This is a genomic window from Mycobacterium sp. (assembly GCF_008709575.1).
Classification (GTDB): domain Bacteria; phylum Actinomycetota; class Actinomycetes; order Mycobacteriales; family Mycobacteriaceae; genus Mycobacterium.
In genome coordinates, this window is sequence record NZ_VYIK01000021.1 from 20954 (window position 1) to 36644 (window position 15691).

The 15691-nt window shown below is 66.4% G+C and carries 15 protein-coding genes; 11 read left to right on the forward strand and 4 right to left on the reverse strand.

All coding sequences use genetic code 11. The features are described from left to right. Positions 1-196 precede the first annotated feature (196 nt). Complete coding sequence (locus F6Q13_RS06690; RefSeq protein ID WP_293054221.1) at positions 197-3004, reverse strand: FAD-binding and (Fe-S)-binding domain-containing protein; 2808 nt, start codon at positions 3002-3004, stop codon at positions 197-199. Positions 3005-3479: 475 nt separating this feature from the next. Here F6Q13_RS06690 and F6Q13_RS06695 point away from each other — a divergent pair, with 475 nt between their 5' ends. The 5 genes from F6Q13_RS06695 to F6Q13_RS06715 all read left to right on the forward strand — a co-directional run bounded on the left by F6Q13_RS06695 (position 3480) and on the right by F6Q13_RS06715 (position 6940). Beyond that, a complete protein-coding gene (locus F6Q13_RS06695) occupies positions 3480-4745 on the forward strand; it encodes a DEAD/DEAH box helicase (protein ID WP_293054224.1) in 1266 nt (421 codons plus the stop codon). 103 nt (positions 4746-4848) lie between these two features. Further along, positions 4849-5052, forward strand: coding sequence for a cold-shock protein (locus F6Q13_RS06700; RefSeq protein WP_293054227.1), 204 nt, complete (start codon positions 4849-4851; stop codon positions 5050-5052). A 201-nt stretch (positions 5053-5253) separates the two neighbouring features. Beyond that, on the forward strand, positions 5254-5511 hold the full coding sequence (locus F6Q13_RS06705; RefSeq protein ID WP_293054230.1) for a CopG family transcriptional regulator: 258 nt from the start codon (positions 5254-5256) through the stop codon (positions 5509-5511). A 5-nt stretch (positions 5512-5516) separates the two neighbouring features. Next, entirely contained in the window at positions 5517-5939 is a 423-nt protein-coding gene (locus F6Q13_RS06710; protein ID WP_293054233.1) for a type II toxin-antitoxin system VapC family toxin, read from the forward strand. Between the two features lie 173 nt (positions 5940-6112). Next, positions 6113-6940 carry a DUF1906 domain-containing protein gene (locus F6Q13_RS06715; protein WP_293054236.1) on the forward strand — a complete coding sequence of 276 codons (828 nt, stop codon included), beginning with the start codon at positions 6113-6115 and terminating at the stop codon, positions 6938-6940. 71 nt (positions 6941-7011) lie between these two features. On the opposite strand, the gene F6Q13_RS06720 is transcribed toward F6Q13_RS06715, so the two are convergent. Then, entirely contained in the window at positions 7012-7449 is a 438-nt protein-coding gene (locus F6Q13_RS06720; RefSeq protein ID WP_293054239.1) for a cellulose-binding domain-containing protein, read from the reverse strand. 217 nt (positions 7450-7666) lie between these two features. On the opposite strand from F6Q13_RS06720, the gene F6Q13_RS06725 reads away from it, so the two are divergent. From F6Q13_RS06725 to F6Q13_RS06735, 3 genes are all read left to right on the forward strand, one after another. Next, complete coding sequence (locus F6Q13_RS06725; protein WP_293054241.1) at positions 7667-9790, forward strand: cellulase family glycosylhydrolase; 2124 nt, start codon at positions 7667-7669, stop codon at positions 9788-9790. A 195-nt stretch (positions 9791-9985) separates the two neighbouring features. Continuing rightward, on the forward strand, positions 9986-10282 hold the full coding sequence (locus tag F6Q13_RS06730; protein WP_293054244.1) for a hypothetical protein: 297 nt from the start codon (positions 9986-9988) through the stop codon (positions 10280-10282). Positions 10283-10449: 167 nt separating this feature from the next. After that, positions 10450-12006, forward strand: a complete 1557-nt coding sequence (locus F6Q13_RS06735) for a hypothetical protein (RefSeq protein WP_293054248.1) — start codon at positions 10450-10452, stop codon at positions 12004-12006. A 20-nt stretch (positions 12007-12026) separates the two neighbouring features. Here F6Q13_RS06735 and tenA read toward each other — a convergent pair whose 3' ends face one another. Then, positions 12027-12686, reverse strand: coding sequence for a thiaminase II (gene tenA, locus F6Q13_RS06740; RefSeq protein ID WP_293054308.1), 660 nt, complete (start codon positions 12684-12686; stop codon positions 12027-12029). A gap of 141 nt (positions 12687-12827) precedes the next feature. Between tenA and F6Q13_RS06745 the strand changes: the two genes are divergently transcribed. Then, positions 12828-13370, forward strand: a complete 543-nt coding sequence (locus F6Q13_RS06745; RefSeq protein WP_293054251.1) for a hypothetical protein — start codon at positions 12828-12830, stop codon at positions 13368-13370. Positions 13371-13389: 19 nt separating this feature from the next. On the opposite strand, the gene tpx is transcribed toward F6Q13_RS06745, so the two are convergent. Next, positions 13390-13893, reverse strand: a complete 504-nt coding sequence (gene tpx / locus F6Q13_RS06750) for a thiol peroxidase (protein WP_293054254.1) — start codon at positions 13891-13893, stop codon at positions 13390-13392. A 65-nt stretch (positions 13894-13958) separates the two neighbouring features. On the opposite strand from tpx, the gene F6Q13_RS06755 reads away from it, so the two are divergent. After that, positions 13959-14339, forward strand: coding sequence for an NYN domain-containing protein (locus F6Q13_RS06755; RefSeq protein WP_293054257.1), 381 nt, complete (start codon positions 13959-13961; stop codon positions 14337-14339). A gap of 13 nt (positions 14340-14352) precedes the next feature. Continuing rightward, entirely contained in the window at positions 14353-15672 is a 1320-nt protein-coding gene (locus F6Q13_RS06760; protein ID WP_293054259.1) for an acyltransferase family protein, read from the forward strand. The last annotated feature ends 19 nt before the right edge of the window (positions 15673-15691 follow it).

Below are 15691 nucleotides of genomic sequence, written 5' to 3' on the forward strand. Positions count from 1 at the left end.
ACCTCAACCCGCAACGGACGCTAACAACGTTGCCCCACGTTGTCGGCCATTTTTAACGCTTGGGTCGTCGAGGCCTTGCAGGTGAATTTCCGTTGTGCGTCCAGGGCGGCGGCCCTCGGCGTGTCGCCGCCCTGGACGCACACTCGACGCGCGGGGTGACCCCCGGGAAACGAAACGACACCCCACGCGGTTCAGGTTACCCCGGACTCGAGTTCAGCAGCTCGGCCAGGTGCCTGGCCCGACGCCCGGCCAGCTGTTCGAGTTGGACTCGGCAGGAAAACCCGTCAGCCAACACCACCGCGTCGGGATGCTGCCGCGCCGCCGGGAGCAACGCGGCTTCGGCGATGGCCACGCTGAGGTCGAAGTGGCCGCGCTCGGCGCCGAAGTTACCGGCCATGCCGCAACAGCCGGCCACGACGTGTGAGGTGATACCCGTGCGATCAAGCAGCGCGAGGTCGGTCCCGAATCCCAGCACGGCGCGGTGGTGGCAATGCGGCTGCACGACCGCGGTGGCCGCAGACAGATCAGGCGGCTGCCAGCCCGCGGTTCGGGTGAGCAACTCCGCGAGAGTGCGCACTGACCGGGCGACGACGGCGGCGCGGTCAGTCGGCTTGAGCAGCTCTGCAGCGTCACCGCGCAGCACCGCCGTGCACGACGGTTCCAAGCCCACGATAGGCACGCCGGTTGCCGCCGTCTGCTCCAGGGTATCGATCGTTCGCTGCAGCACTTTTCGCGCTGTGTCGAGCTGACCGGTGGAGATCCAGGTCAGTCCGCAACATAGTGGCCGCGAGGGGATTCGCACCGAATACCCGGCGCGTTGGAGTACCTCGACCGCGGCGATGCCGACGTCGGGGGTGAAGTGCTCGGTGAAAGTGTCCACCCACAGCAACACCGGCGCACCCGGGACGATCGAATGGCGCTTGAACCAATCCCGGAACGTCTGCACCGCGAAGGCGGGGAGGTCGCGTCGGCTCTCGACGCCGGCCAGCCGCTTGCCCAGCGCGCCAAGTCGACCGGCTGCCAGGCGGTTTACCGTGGTGGGCACCAGCGAGGCCGCTCGCGCCCAGCGCGGCAGCCATCCCAGCGCGTAGTGCGACGCCGGGCGCGGCCGGTGCCGATAGCGTTGATAGAGCGCCTCGGCTTTGAAGGCCGCCATGTCCACCCCGGTCGGGCACTCCGACGAGCACGCCTTGCAGGATAGGCATAAGTCCAGTGATTCAAGCACTTCGGGAGCCTGCCATCCTTGCACCAGGGTGCCGTTGGCCAGCTCCTGTAATACCCGCGCCCGGCCGCGGGTGGAATCCTTTTCGTCCCGGGTGGCCCGAAACGAGGGGCACATCACGCCGGTGCCGCCGGTGGCCCGGCATTTTCCCACGCCGGTGCACCGGTGCACGGCCACGCTGAAATCGCCGTGATCACGGTGGTATCGGAAGCCCAGGCCAGTCCGCATCGGCGGGACGGAGGCCGCCCGAAGGTCGGCGTCCAGCTGCCGTGGACGGACGATGACCCCCGGGTTGAGCAGGTCGTCGGGGTCGAAAATTCCCTTGACGGCCGCTAACGTCTCGATAGCCGCTGGTGAATACATCAGCGGCAGCAGCTCACTGCGGGCGCGCCCGTCGCCATGTTCGCCCGACATCGATCCGCCGTATCTGGCGACTAAACGTGCTGCTTCGGTGAGGAATTCGCGAAAGACGGAGCGGCCGTCAGGGTGGTTCAGCGTGAAGTCGATGCGGATGTGGACGCACCCGTCGCCGAAATGCCCGTAGGGGACGCCGGTCAGGTGGAACTCGTCCATCAGCGCGTTGAACTCCCGCAGGTAGCTGCCGAGGTGGTGCGGCGGCACAGCGGCGTCCTCCCAGCCGGATTGCCCGGCCGGGTCGGTGGCGCGCGGGGCCAGCCCCGCGCCGTCCTCACGGATACGCCACAGCATCGCGGCCACGTCGGGCGACACCACCCAGCCTTCGGTGGCGCCGGCTGCCCGGCGTGCTTCCTCGGCGCGGGCGGCGACCTCGGCACCGTGGTCGCCACTGAACTCCGCGAAGAGCCAGCCGCCGCCGTCGGGCAGGGCGGGCACGCCGGGGCCGTGGGTGCGCCCGGCCACCACCTCGACGATCCGCCTGTCGAGGCCTTCCAGCGCCGTCGGCCCGAAGGGGAGCAGCGCGGGGACCGCGTCGGCCGCCGCGGCCATGTCGGGATAGCCCAGCACCAGCAGCGCGGTCGCCGCAGGTTCGGGCACCAGCCGCAGGGTCGCTTCCCGCAGCAGGCCCCAGGTTCCTTCGCTGCCGACGAATGCCTTGGCCACGTCGAAGCCCTGCTCAGGCAACAGGTGTTCCAGGGAGTATCCCGACACCTGCCGGCTGAACCGGCCGAACTCGGTGCGGATCAGGCCCAAACGCGATCCGACGAGACTCTGCAGCCGGGCCAGGGTCGGTGACGACTGCGGCGCGGCGGATCCGGTCACCCGCAGCGGCTCACCGGTTCCGGTGACGACATCGAGCTCGATCACGTTGTCTGCGGTGCGGCCGTAACCCAGGGTCCGGGAACCGCAGGCATTGTTGCCGATCATTCCGCCGATCGTGCAGCGGCTGTGGGTAGAGGGGTCGGGGCCGAACCGGAACCTGTACGGCGCCGCGGCACGCTGCAGGTCGTCGAGGACGACGCCGGGTTGAACCACCACGGTCCCCGATTCCGGGTCGAGGTCGCGGATCTGATTGAGATGCCGGGAGAAATCGACGACGATCCCGGACCCGACGGCATTGCCGGCGATCGACGTTCCGGCGCCCCGCGCGGTCAACGGCACCCCAAGTGAACGGCCGACCTCGCCGATAGCGACGATCTCGTCGACGTGGCGGGGAAACACGACCGCCGCCGGGATCACCCGATACAGCGACGCGTCCGAGGAGTACTCGGCGCGCCGGCGTGCCGACGCGTCGGCGTTGATCCCCAGACGGCGTAACGCGGCGACGGTTTCGCGCGGATCAGGGACGGTAGGCTGGTCCGCCATCGCGCTTAGGCCCTGCTTCGCGATCCGCGTCGGGGCGGTCCGAAAATGTCGGATATTCGACCGGTTTCCCCGAGGCGTCGACCGACCGGACACAGTCCGGCGCATCGGGATGGGAAAACAGGTTGGAGGTGTCCATGTGGTGTCCTTACCCAGGTCGGCCGGTGCGTCGTGGTGGCCACGGGCGACGATCGGATCGCCGCTGCGCTGTTTTCGCAGCGCGCTGGCGATTCGCGGTGAAATGCGGTTCACCTGCGACTGTACAGGCAGTGGCCGCGGATGCGCGCGTGGGCTGCTATGCTGCCAGCACTGCCGGTTGTTCGATTTGATGGCCGGCACGCCGTGAAACTCTTCGTCATGCCCTTGGTTGGTATCGCGGCGATCGATTTTGCCCACCGGCAATCTCGCCACCTTGTGCTCGACGGGCCGCGCGCAGCGCGCCGTCGACCCGGCACAACCGACGCTGAAAGACGTCACAGTGACTACTGGCAAGACCTTTGCCGCTCTCGGTGTGGGTGAACCACTCATCGAAGTGCTCGCGGCACGCGGGATCACCCATCCGTTTCCCATCCAAATCGCAACCCTTCCCGACGCGTTGGCCGGCCGGGACGTCCTCGGCCGCGGTAAGACCGGCAGCGGCAAGACGCTCGCCTTCTCGATTCCCTTGGTCAGCCGGTTGTCCGGGCATCGGTGTCGCCGACCGTCGGGTCTGGTCCTCGCCCCGACCCGGGAGCTGGCCAGCCAAATCAGCGCGACGCTGCAGCCGCTGGCCGCCGTCAACGGTCTGCGCGTGGCCACGATCTTCGGCGGCGTCCCGCAGGGTCGGCAGGAGACGGCGCTGCGGTCCGGTGTCGACCTCGTCGTGGCCTGCCCCGGCCGGCTGGAAGACTTGATGAAACAAGGTGTGATCAGCCTCGACTCGATCGCGATCACCGTGATCGACGAGGCCGATCACATGGCCGATCTCGGCTTCCTTCCCGGTGTCACCCGCATCCTGGCGGCCACCCCGGGCGGCGGTCAGCGGCTGCTGTTCTCGGCAACCCTCGACAACGGTGTCGACAAGCTCGTCGAGCGGTTTCTGCGCAACGCCGTGTTGCACTGTGTCGACGGCTCCAATTCGCCGGTGCCCGAGATGACCCACCATGTGTTCCACGTTTCCGACGCGCAAGCCAAGAAGGAGCTGGTACACCGGCTCGCCCGCGGCTCCGGTCGCCGTATCCTGTTCATGCGCACCAAACATCAAGCGCGCAAGCTCACCAAACAACTCACCGAATCCGGTGTCCCGGCAGTCGATCTGCACGGGAACCTCTCTCAACCGGCACGCGACCGAAACCTCGCCGCCTTCAGTACGGGTGCGGCGCGGGTGTTGGTGGCCACCGACATCGCCGCGCGCGGCGTGCATGTCGACGGAATCGAATTGGTCGTCCACATCGATCCGCCCGCCGAACACAAGGCTTACCTGCACCGGTCCGGACGAACGGCGCGGGCCGGAAACCCGGGCGATGTCGTCACCGTCGTCCTTCCCGAGCAGCGCAAGGACACGAACGCGCTGATGCGCCGTGCAGGCATCCGTGTCACTCCGCAGGAGGTCACCGCCGATTCGGCCGTCGTGCGCGCGGTGGCCGGTGACATGGCGCCCGGCCCCTGTACCGAAAAGCCGGCGCCGTCGCATCCGTCGCAGCGTCGCCATCTCGGTGTCGCGGGTCACAGGCGTGGTCGCCACTCCGGTCGCGCAGGGCAATGATTGTCATTGTGCCACAACGGTGTTCGACGAGGCGACCAGCCCGTGCTATGATTTCGGCGCGGATGTATTTGGTCATCCGCATTGAAATGAGAGAAGTAAGTAGATGGCACAGGGAACTGTGAAATGGTTCAACGGTGAGAAAGGCTTCGGCTTCATCACCCCTGACGACGGCGCGAAGGATCTGTTCGTTCACTACTCCGCGATCCAGGGGAGTGGCTATCGCTCGCTCGAGGAAAATCAGCGGGTTCAGTTCGAAATCGAACAAGGCGCCAAAGGACCCCAGGCAGTAGGAGTGACTGCGGTCTAAGAAACTCTGGTACCTGACAGTGGGCTGGTTCGGTTGCTTCGTGCCAGCCCACTGGAGTTTCTAGAGCTCTGGCATCGGACTCGCCTGTCATCGCGACAGTGCCGCTGCATTCGGCCGTCGTATGTCACCGCCGCGGCGGTGACGTGCTCACCTGCTGTGGTGGCATCATGACAGCATCTGTTTTGATGCTACGATTACACGGTGCGAACCACGGTGACGCTCGATCCTGACGTCGCCGCTGCATTGCGTCGTCTAGCGCGCGAGCGGGGAACATCTTTCAAAGCGGTGCTCAACGACGCGGTGCGGCGGGGGTTGAGTGGCGAACCGGCCACGCAGCGCTACCGCACACCAAGTCGCCACATGGGATTGCGGGCGGGATTCGACATCGACAAGGCGTTGGCGCTGGTGGCTGCCGATGAGGATGTCGAGATTTTGCGTAAGCTCGCTCTTCGCAAATGAGGTTGTTGGATCTGAATATCCTCGTCTATGCGATCGATGAGTCGTCGCCACGTCACGAGGTGGCCCGGGATTGGCTCGATGACACGCTGTCGGGATCGCAGACCGTTGCTTTCGCATGGCATGTTCTCGTCGGCTTTGTCCGGCTATCGACGCGCGCCGCGGTATTTGAGCGACCGTTGACTGTCGAAGAATCGTTGGACGTGGTTGATGGATGGTTACAGCAACCCTGCGTAACCGTGGCGCATCCGACGGATCGCCACGCGGTTGTACTCCGCGGGTTACTGACGTCGCTCGGTACGGCCGGCAACTTGACGAGCGATGCTCATCTGGCTGCCTTGGCTATCGAGAACGGCGCAGAACTGTGTTCCACCGACGCCGATTTCAGTCGATTTCCGGGCCTGCGATGGACTGATCCGCTGCGGGGATAACCCCAAGCAAGTGTCAGATTTACCGATAAGGGACATTATGTCAGGTAAAACCGCACTCTTGAGACCAGCAGGACCGGCCTACGGTCACCGCCCGGTATCCATTTGGAAACGCAATCGACGTTGGGCCTTTCGGGCTCTATCGTTCGCAGCATTCGCATCGTTAACATCGCGCGATGCACAATTTGCCTCCGGCAGCCGAACCCAGGCGGCTGGGTGCGGTTTCCCGGCGCGACGCACTGCGTTACGCCGCCGGGTTAGCCGGTCTGGGTGCCGCATCACTCGGCTGCGGCATGCCCATGGCGGCCGCCGCCCGTCCTCAACTGATTGACTTCGCCGCGCGCCAGATCCCCGCGGAGGTCATCCGGGCTGCCGGCTACAGCGGAGTGGTCAGCTATGTCTCGCTGTCGCGTCCTGGCTCGTCTTTTGGCGCCAAGCCCATTACCCGGGCCTACGCCGAGTCACTGACCGCCGCGGGCTTGGTGATCGTCAGTAACTACCAATACGGCAAGCCGGGTGGGACGGCGCCGTCGGACTTCACGCGGGGCTACGCCGGCGGTATCGCGGACGCGCGCACCGCTTGGCGCTTGCACACCGCGGCAGGCGGCGGCCAGAGCGCGCCGATATTCTTCTCCATCGACGAGGACAGCGACCGCGACACGTGGAATCGGTTCGCGCTGCCGTGGTTTCGCGGAATCAACTCCGTTCTTGGGGTTCAACGCACCGGGGTCTACGGCGGCATCAAAGTGTGCCAGTGGGCCGTGGCCGACGGCGTTGTCGGCTTTTCGAGCACACCGGGCCGCCGGTGGGTCTGGCAAACTCGTGCCTGGTCCGGCAATCAGGTCTACCCCGCCGCTGTTCTCTACCAACGCATCGTGAGCACGGCGTCCAATCCGGGCCCGCGGGTGGGCGGACTCGAAGTCGACGTCGACGACGTTCTTGCCCCTGATTGCGGCCAGTGGAACCTCCATCAGTCGAGTTATCCGTATGGCGATGTGGGGTGAGTGCCGCGGACGTGGGCTGCGCTCGGTCCTCGTTTGCTGAAGCGTCCAACATCTCCACGGCGATGCAACTGTCAGCTGCAAGGATATTGCCTGTTGAGCAGACAATTCTGCGGTGGCGAGTAGGAACCGGTCAGCACGCCTCTGAACCCACCTGTAGCTGAGCCACCGGGTGCGATGATGCGATTCCAATTGGCAGGCTTGAGAACATAGTGGGTGCCGGATCGTGCGAAGCTGCTGTTCCAGGTGTGGGCAATGGATTCGCCCGCCGGCATGTCGAAGTCGAGCTGCCAATCGGTCAGCGGCACCGCGCCGGGGTTGGTGACCGTGAAGCGGGCGATGAATCCGGTCTGCCACGTCGATGTCACCGCCAACGTAGCCGTGGGCGCCGCCGCACGAGCTATCGGGATGATCGCGAGTGCCAGGACGGCACTGACGGCAATGACCGTTGCCGCCACGGTCATGCGCAGCGCGGGCCGGCGGGGCTGCACGTCAGGATTCAGTCCGGCCATAGCAGCCCAGACTAAAGGCCCACACGGTGTCACCCGCCAGGGCGCGAGGACGCTGCGGTAACTTTGCTCAACCGAGACCGTCACGAAATGTGCGGGTATCGGCCCGTTGACAGGGCGTACCCCAGCTGATTACTGTCGGCTCGCCATGGCTCCCCACCGCGGCATCCGTGGTGGTCGTGCAGGTGGTTTGGTTGCGGTCGCGGGGTTGGTGAACCTCGTGGCGACACCGCTGGCCAGCGCGCCGCCGGCCAGCGCCGATGTCCTGGACTCGATCATCGAGGTGATCGTCGACTCCGTCGCGGGCCTCGACCATGTGGTCGCGGCCGACCTGAGCAGTCCGGGAGCCTCTGCAGCGGGATCCCTCGTTACGCGGCTGCACACCCTCGAGCAGGACTGGATTCTTAGCCCAACCGGGATTGAGGTCGACGATTCGATCAACACCGCATGGCGGGACCTCGGCGGTAGCGGGATTGTGATCGGAAACGGGGCTAACGGCGTCGCGGACGGTTCGTTGGCCCAGGCTACCGGCGGGGCCGGCGGGCTGCTGTTCGGCGACGGCGGCAACGGGGCCACGGACGCGGCCGGCCAGGGCGGGCCCGGCGGGCCGGCGGGGCTGCTCGGCAACGGTGGACAAGGCGGAGCCGGGGCCAGTGCGACGGCAGCCGGGATGGCCGGCGGGCCAGGCGGTGCCGGCGGACCGGGCGGGATCCTGCTGGGCGACGGCGGCCCCGGGGGCAACGGCGGTGACGGGAGCATCGGCGGCGCCGGCGGCGACGGCGGCAATACCGTCGGTCTGTTGGGCACCGGCGGCACGGGTGGCAACGGCGGCGACGGCACCGACCCCGATGCCCTGCCCGCTCTGGGCGGGGCCGGCGGCGATACCGGCATCCTCGGCAGCCACGGCGCGGTCGGCCACTTCGGCACGGTGACCGACGCTAGCAATGCTGCAACGTCGGCTGGGAGCCCCGACGGCGAAATGGTGCCCATCTCGACCACCGGAACCTGGTTTACCGACAGCGCCGGCAAGGTCGTCATCCTGCACGGGCTCAACGTCCACCCGGATACGCTCAGCCCCTCGCTGATCAAGGCCGATGCGGCATTTCTGGCCGACCACGGATTCAACGCCGTGCGGCTCAGCGTCGAATGGGACGATCTGGAGCCCGAGCCCGGGGTCTTCAACGACGCCTATCTGGCGTCGGTCGACACGATGGTGCAGACCCTGGCCAGCTACGGCGTCTACACCGACCTCGATATGTCCCAAGGCCTTTACAGCACCACGTTCGGCGGCGGAAGCGCGCCGACGTGGGCGGTGCAGACCGGCGGCCTGCCCAACATCGAGGCTGGCTTCCCTCTCACCTACGTCGTCGATCCGGCAGAGAATTACGCCTGGGATGCGTTCTGGTCGAACGCCCCGGGACCGGACGGGGTCGGACTCGAAAACCAGTACGCCCTGACCCTGGAACACGTCGCGGCCTACTTCAACGGCAACCCCGATGTGGTCGGCATCGAGATCATGAACGAGCCGTGGCCGGGCGCACTATGGCTGCCGACGTTGTTGGGCAGTCCGGCCTTCGGCGCCCAGGAGCTGACTCCCTTCTACGACCAAGCAGCGGAAGCGATCCGGGCCGTCGACCCGACCACACCGGTGTATTTCGAACCCAGTTCTTTCTTCGACTATGGGGTGAACACCCACCTGGGCACCGTGGACGCCTCGCATACCGTCTTCGCCTTCCACGACTACTGCGCACCGAATTTGGCGGGTCTTGCGATCTTCGACGCCGTGTGCCCGGCGGAACTGGGCCTCGTCGTCGAGGAGGCCGGCGCCTACGCCGCAGCGCACCATATCCCGGCGCTGATGACGGAATGGGGCGGGACGGACGACCTTAACGTCCTCGGTAGCACTATGCACAGTGCCAACCAAAGCCGGATCGGCTGGCTGGAGTACGACTTGACCGACCCCAACGAGCAACACCCCTCTTATGAGCTGGTCGTCAACAGCGACCTGCCGCCGGTCGGTGCCAATGTCGACACCGCCAAGCTGGCAACACTCGCCCAGCCGTACCCGCAGGTGGTTGCCGGCACCCCGAATTCCTGGTCGTTCGACGCCCGCACCGACATCTTCCAATTCAGTTACTCCACCGAGAAAGCTTCCGGCGTGGGCAGCTTTGCCCCCGGCTCGACCACCATCGTCTCGGTGCCCGCCATCGAGTTTCCCAACGGGTACCAGGTGAGCGTCACCGGTGGAGACGTCGTCTCCGCACCCGATGCTCCCGAACTGGTCATCGCGTCGGACGGCGACACCGACACGATCGACGTCACCGTCGGCCCGCCGGCAGGCTGAGACGCCGCCGTAAAACTGGTTTGGCCGAGGCCTTCACAGCTAAATCCCGGCATTTCTGCAGGGGACGACTCTCGTAGCCCACAGCCTGAGCGTAGTAGTCCTATAGCCATGGTGAATTATCGGTTGGCAGCAACGCACCGAGGGACGACCTGGCTAACCCGCCTTGGTGCGACGGTCGGCTGCGTCGTTGCGATTGTGTTGTCTGCTGCGGTTGCCAGCGCTGATCCGCCTGACCCGCACGACCCGGACCTGACGAAAAACTTCTGCCCGGGCGGGCAGTGGGGCGTGGGCCGGCTCCGCGTATGCGACGGCGAGCACTACCCTGACGGGTCATACTGGCACCAGTGGACGGGCGGCAACGTCTTGGTCGGGCCGACGTGGAACTACGACTGCGTCGGCGACAGCGGCAACAACGTGTTCCCGGCATCGCCGCCGCCCGGCGGCTGCGGTGGAGCGATTCCGCCCGACCAACCCGAGCAACCCGCAAACTGACCGCAGCGGGCAGCGGTTACCAAGAGGTCGGCCAGTAACGACGGATTTCGCTGCACCGCAGACGGTTTCGTCTGCGGTGCAGGGCTTCAGTTGCGCTTGATTGACGCGCTGACCAGGGCTGTTTATCCTCTAGTGACCCAGTTCACATTCGAGGTCGGAGTTTCACCGTGGCGCCGTGTCGCATCACGCTCACCCTCGGCGCTGCCACCTGCGGGGTGTTGGCTGCCGCGTTGCTCCCGATGTCCGTGGCCTTTGCCGACGCCGCCGACTCCTCCGTGTTCGACCCACTGCTGCAGGAATTCTTCGGGTTCGAGCACGACGCGTCGCAACCCACAACGGTCTTTGCGGTATCCGGGGTCCCGCCGATTTTTCAAGTCGTCCACCAAGCCCAATTCTTCGACTCCGCCGCCACTGCCGCGCTCGGTGCCGGCGCGTTCCAGGTGAACGACGAGGTGATAACGACGACGTTCGGCCCGGCCACCTCCGAACTCCTCGTCACCAGCTCCCAGGCACACACGAGCGCCCCACCGGTCGGCTCGGTGTACGACATCATCGACATCGCCAAGGGGTTCTACAACGTCTATGCCGACGTCGCGCCGACGACGCCCGGCGGCCCGGACACGCTCTCCGACACCTTGGTGACGCCGTTCGGGAACATCCCCATCATGACCGGCCAACACGATTTCCTGGATCCGGACAATGCCTACTACCTTTACAACCCGGCAGATCCGTTGACTGTGCCCACGGAATCCTCGGGCGTCGCCTCCACAAGCGATATCACCGCCGTGTCAACCTTTTTCGACCACTTCTACCAGGATTACTTCGGGTTTGTACACGATGCGTCGGCGCCGACAACCGTCACCGGCATAGCGGCGATCCCGCCGTTCTATCAGAGCGTTCACCAGACGTTATTCATCGACACCGCCCCCACTGCCACGCTGCCGGCCGGGTCGTTTCAGGCCGACAACAACGTTCTGACGGGTCTGCTGGGCCCCGGTTTTTCCGAAATCGCCGTCACCAGCTCCGAGCCGGGAACGAGCGCCCCACCGGTCGGCTCGGTTTACGAAATCAACAACATCGGTCTCGGTTTTGAGAACCTCTACTCCGACATCGCTCCGACGACACCCGGCGGCCCGGACACACTGTCGGACATCTTGGTGACGCCGTTCGGAGACTTTCCCCTCATGAAAGACCTCCATGCGTCCTTCAACTCCAGCTATTCGTTCTTCCTCTACCACCCCACCGAAGATCCAGCGGTCGTCACCGCCAGCGGCGGCAGTTTCGACTCCGCGCAGCCCTTCGCTTTCTTCGGGTTCGAGCACAACCTGTCAGAACCGACAACACTGACGTGGGTGTCCGGGATCCTGCCTTCTGTCAGCAGCGTTCACCTCAACGAATTCTTCGACTCCGCCGCTACTGCCACGCTTGCCGCCGGGTCGTTTCAGGTCGACGCCAACGTCATCATGAACGCGGCCGGCTTCAGGGACGGTGAAATCCTCGTGACCGGCTCGACGGGGGGTACGAGCGCCCCGCCGGTAGGGTCGGTGTTCGACGTCATCAACTTCGGTCACGGCGTCGAGAACTTCTACTCCGACATCGCGCCGACGACAGCCGGCGCCCCCGATGCGCTCTCGGACACGTTGGTGACGCCTTTCGGTGACCTTCCCCTGATGGTGGACTTTCACTCGTTCGTGAACCCCGCGGATCTGTTCTTCCCCTTCTGATCCGAGGGGTAAGCGCCGGATCAGACGGGCCACGCCTCGCGTCGCCAGGCGGCGTCCCAGAACATCCACTCGTAGCGAGCGCTGGTGGCGAAATGCGCCCGGGCGCGGGCCTCATCGACCGCGCCCAAGGTCTGACCGACGTCGTCGGCCAGCGTCAGCACCTCGCCGACGAGGCTCTGATACTTCTCGTCGGCATAGGTCTCGATCCAGCGCCGGTATCGCGGATCGGGCGAGCCGCGCCGGAGCAGCTCGTCCCCCACCTCGGCGTAGATCCAGTAACACGGCAGCACCGCGGCGACTCCGTCGGCGAAGCCGCCGCCGTAGGCGATAGCCAGCAGGTGGCTCGTGTAAGCGCGGGTCGTCGGCGCGACGGGCATGGCGGCGTCGGGGATGGCCAGGTCACGCAGCAGCGCCTCGTGCAGGACAAGCTCGACTTCGACGATGCCGGCGGCGTGCCGGGCGAACATACTCACGCCGTCGTGGGTGGGAGCCCTGCTGCCCACGGCGGTCAGCGCGCGGGCGAAATCGCGCAGGTAGTAGCCGTCTTGGATCAGGTAATAGGCAAAGGTCTCCGGGTTCAGGCGCCCGTCGGCCAGGCCGGCCAGGAAGGGATGGCGAAGAATCGCCGTGTAGGTGTCGGCCACCTCGGCCCATAGGCGTCCGGTCCATCCTTCTCGGATCACGCCTGCAATGATCCCAGCCACCGGTGATGGTCGTCGTCACGGCGAGGCTCCTGAGCACAGAATTCCTCCCCGAGCGGTAAACTGTCGCGACAATTGAGCAGATTTCTCGCAACGGTTTCACATACGGTGCAAGCCCGAGTGGCGCGGCTGCTGACGGTGACGAGGGAGCGACGACTGACGATGCGCTACAACCCTCCCCCCAACTGGCCCGCGCCACCGCCGGGATGGGTGCCACCACCGCAGTGGTCACCAGACCCGGCGTGGCCACCGCCACCGCCGGGCTGGAGACTGTGGGTCGACGACGATGCCCCGTCCGGGCAGAACCAGACGTCCGCGCTGCGCCGAGTCGAGCGCACCAGCGATGACGTGGAGTACTTCGGCGACGACCGCGCCTGGTCGGCGTCCTCCGAACAGATGCCGCACGGCCACGTGCCCCCGCCGTCGCTGCCGGCGCGACCCACCCAGTTCGCGCCCGAGGACCTGTCTGCCCACCACCTCGGGCGCGCTGCGACCATCCAGTGGGACGACGACAACAGGTACGACATCGGCACGATCGTCGCCGTCTCGGCCGATCCGACCTCGATCAAGATTAAACTCTCCGGCCTGGAAACGCCGGTGTCCTTTTCCCGACAGCCGCCAGGGGACGGTCCCGTCAATCCCCGCTTATACCTGTGGATTTGACCGAATCAGCGTGTGACCGTCAGGCCGACTCGCTCAACGCCGCCAGCGCCGCGTCGTAGTCGGGCTCAGCGGCGATCTCGGGCACCAGTTGCGTGTAGGTGATCTTGCCGTCGGCGCCGATCACCACAACAGCGCGGGCAAGCAGCCCGGTCATTGGGCCGTCGACCATTGTGACGCCGTAATCCTCGCCGAAGTTGTCGCGGAATGCCGACGCCACCATGACGTTCTCAATGCCCTCAGCACCGCAGAAGCGCTGCTGGGCGAACGGAAGATCTTTCGACACACACAACACGGAGACGCCGCTGTCGGCGGCACGCTCGTTGAAGGTCCGCACGCTGGTCGCGCAGACGGGTGTGTCGATCGACGGAAAGATATTGAGCAGCAAAGGTTTATCACGAAACTGCGCACTGTTGACCGGGCTGAGGTCGGCGCCTGTCAAAGCGAAGTCTGGAGCCGGGGATCCCACGTCCGGCAGTTCGCCAACGGTATTGATCGGGCTTCCGCGAAACGTTATCTGTGCCATGGGCCCAGTCTGCCAAGGCCCGCGGGCCACCGGGCACCGGGGTAGCTTTGCCGTACCGTGGGCTCGTGCGTTGGATCATCGACGGCATGAATGTGATCGGGACTCGCGCCGACGGGTGGTGGGCGGACCGACGCCGCGCCATGGTCGCGCTGGTGGACAAGCTCGACCGCTGGGCCTCGCAGAACGGCGAGCAGGTGACGGTGGTTTTCGAGGGGCCGCCGTCGGCGCAGATCCGGTCGGCGATGACCACGGTGACCTATGCACCCAGACCGGCCGCGAATTCGGCCGACGACGAGATCGTGCGGCTGGTGCACGCCGATCCGCGTCCGCACGAGATCCGTGTCGTCACATCCGACCGGGCCCTGTGCGAGCGTGTCCGCGCCGCGGGCGCGTCCGTGCAGCCGGCGCAGCGCTTCCGCGATCTCGTCGAGTCGATGCCCGGCTGATCGGCGTGCGCTGATGGAACGCCCCGGCACCGCGCCGCCGGCCCGCGACCTGGCGGTGGACTTTGTGCGGGTATCGGGCGTGGTCCTCATCGTGCTGGGACATTGGCTGGCCGGATGCGTGACCTATCACGGCGGGCATTTCGGGCGCCAGAACCCGCTCGTCGACCTGCCCTGGACACAGTGGCTGACCTGGCCGCTGCAGGCGGTCCCGGTGTTCTTCCTGGCGGCCGGGTATGCCAGCGCGGCCTCCTGGACGCATCACCGGCTGGCCGAGGGCATGTCGCGCCAGGACTGGCTGCGGTATCGGCTGGCCCGGGTGCTGGGACCCACAGCGGTCTACGTCGGGCTGGTGTCGGTGGTCGTGGTGGTTTGCCAGCTGTGCGGCGTGGCCCGCTCCGTCCTCGACTACGCGGGTTGGGCAGTGGCGATGCATCTGTGGTTCCTCGCCGTCTACCTGCTGGTGGTGTCGACGACGCCGATCGCCATTGCTGCACATCGTCGTTGGGCGCTGTGGGTGCCCGCGGTGTTAATGGTCGCGGTTGCGGCGGTGGACGCGCTCGCGCTCGGTGCCCGGGTGCCCTATCTCGGTTGGCTCAACTACCTGCTGTGCTGGGGGACGCTTTACCAGCTGGGAATCGTTTGGCGCGGAGGCCTGCTGGCCGGCCGCAGGCCCGCGCTCCTCGCCGCCGGGTCGGCGGCCGCACTGGCACTGCTGATCTGGCGAGGCCCCTACCCCATCAGCATGATCGGCGTTCCGGGTCAAGCCGTGCAGAATTCGTCGCCGCCCACCGTGGCGATGCTGGCCTTCGCCTGCGCGCAAGCCGGGGTGGCCGTGGCGGCCGCGCCCGCCCTCAACCGCGTGCTGCGTCGCGGCCGTGTGCAGCGGGTGTTGCACACGGCAAACGCCAACGTGATGGCTTTGTACCTATGGCACATGGTGCCAGTTGTCGTCGTGGCAGCCGTGGGTTACCCAACCGGCGTCTTGCCGCAGCCGATCGAGGGAACCCCGGCGTGGTGGCTGGCGCGGCTGGAGTGGGTGGTCGTCCTGGCCCTGGTGACCACGGTCGAGATGGCGCTGTTGTGGCGGCGGCGAGGCTTCTTCGCGGCTCCACTCCCCATGCTCGCCTTACCCGTGTCGCACCGCTGGGCTGAACCGATGACCCTGGCCGGCGCGGTGATGGCGGCCTATGCTCTGGGGTTCCTCGCCGCTGCGGGGTTCGCTCCGGCGGGACACTTCCCGTGGGTCGTCGCCCTGACGTTTGCCGCCGGCGTGGTCCTGGTGGCGGCCGGACCTGTGCAGCGGCGCCCTGATGCACGCCCAACGAGCCGCTGAGATACTGCGCGGCGGGCAG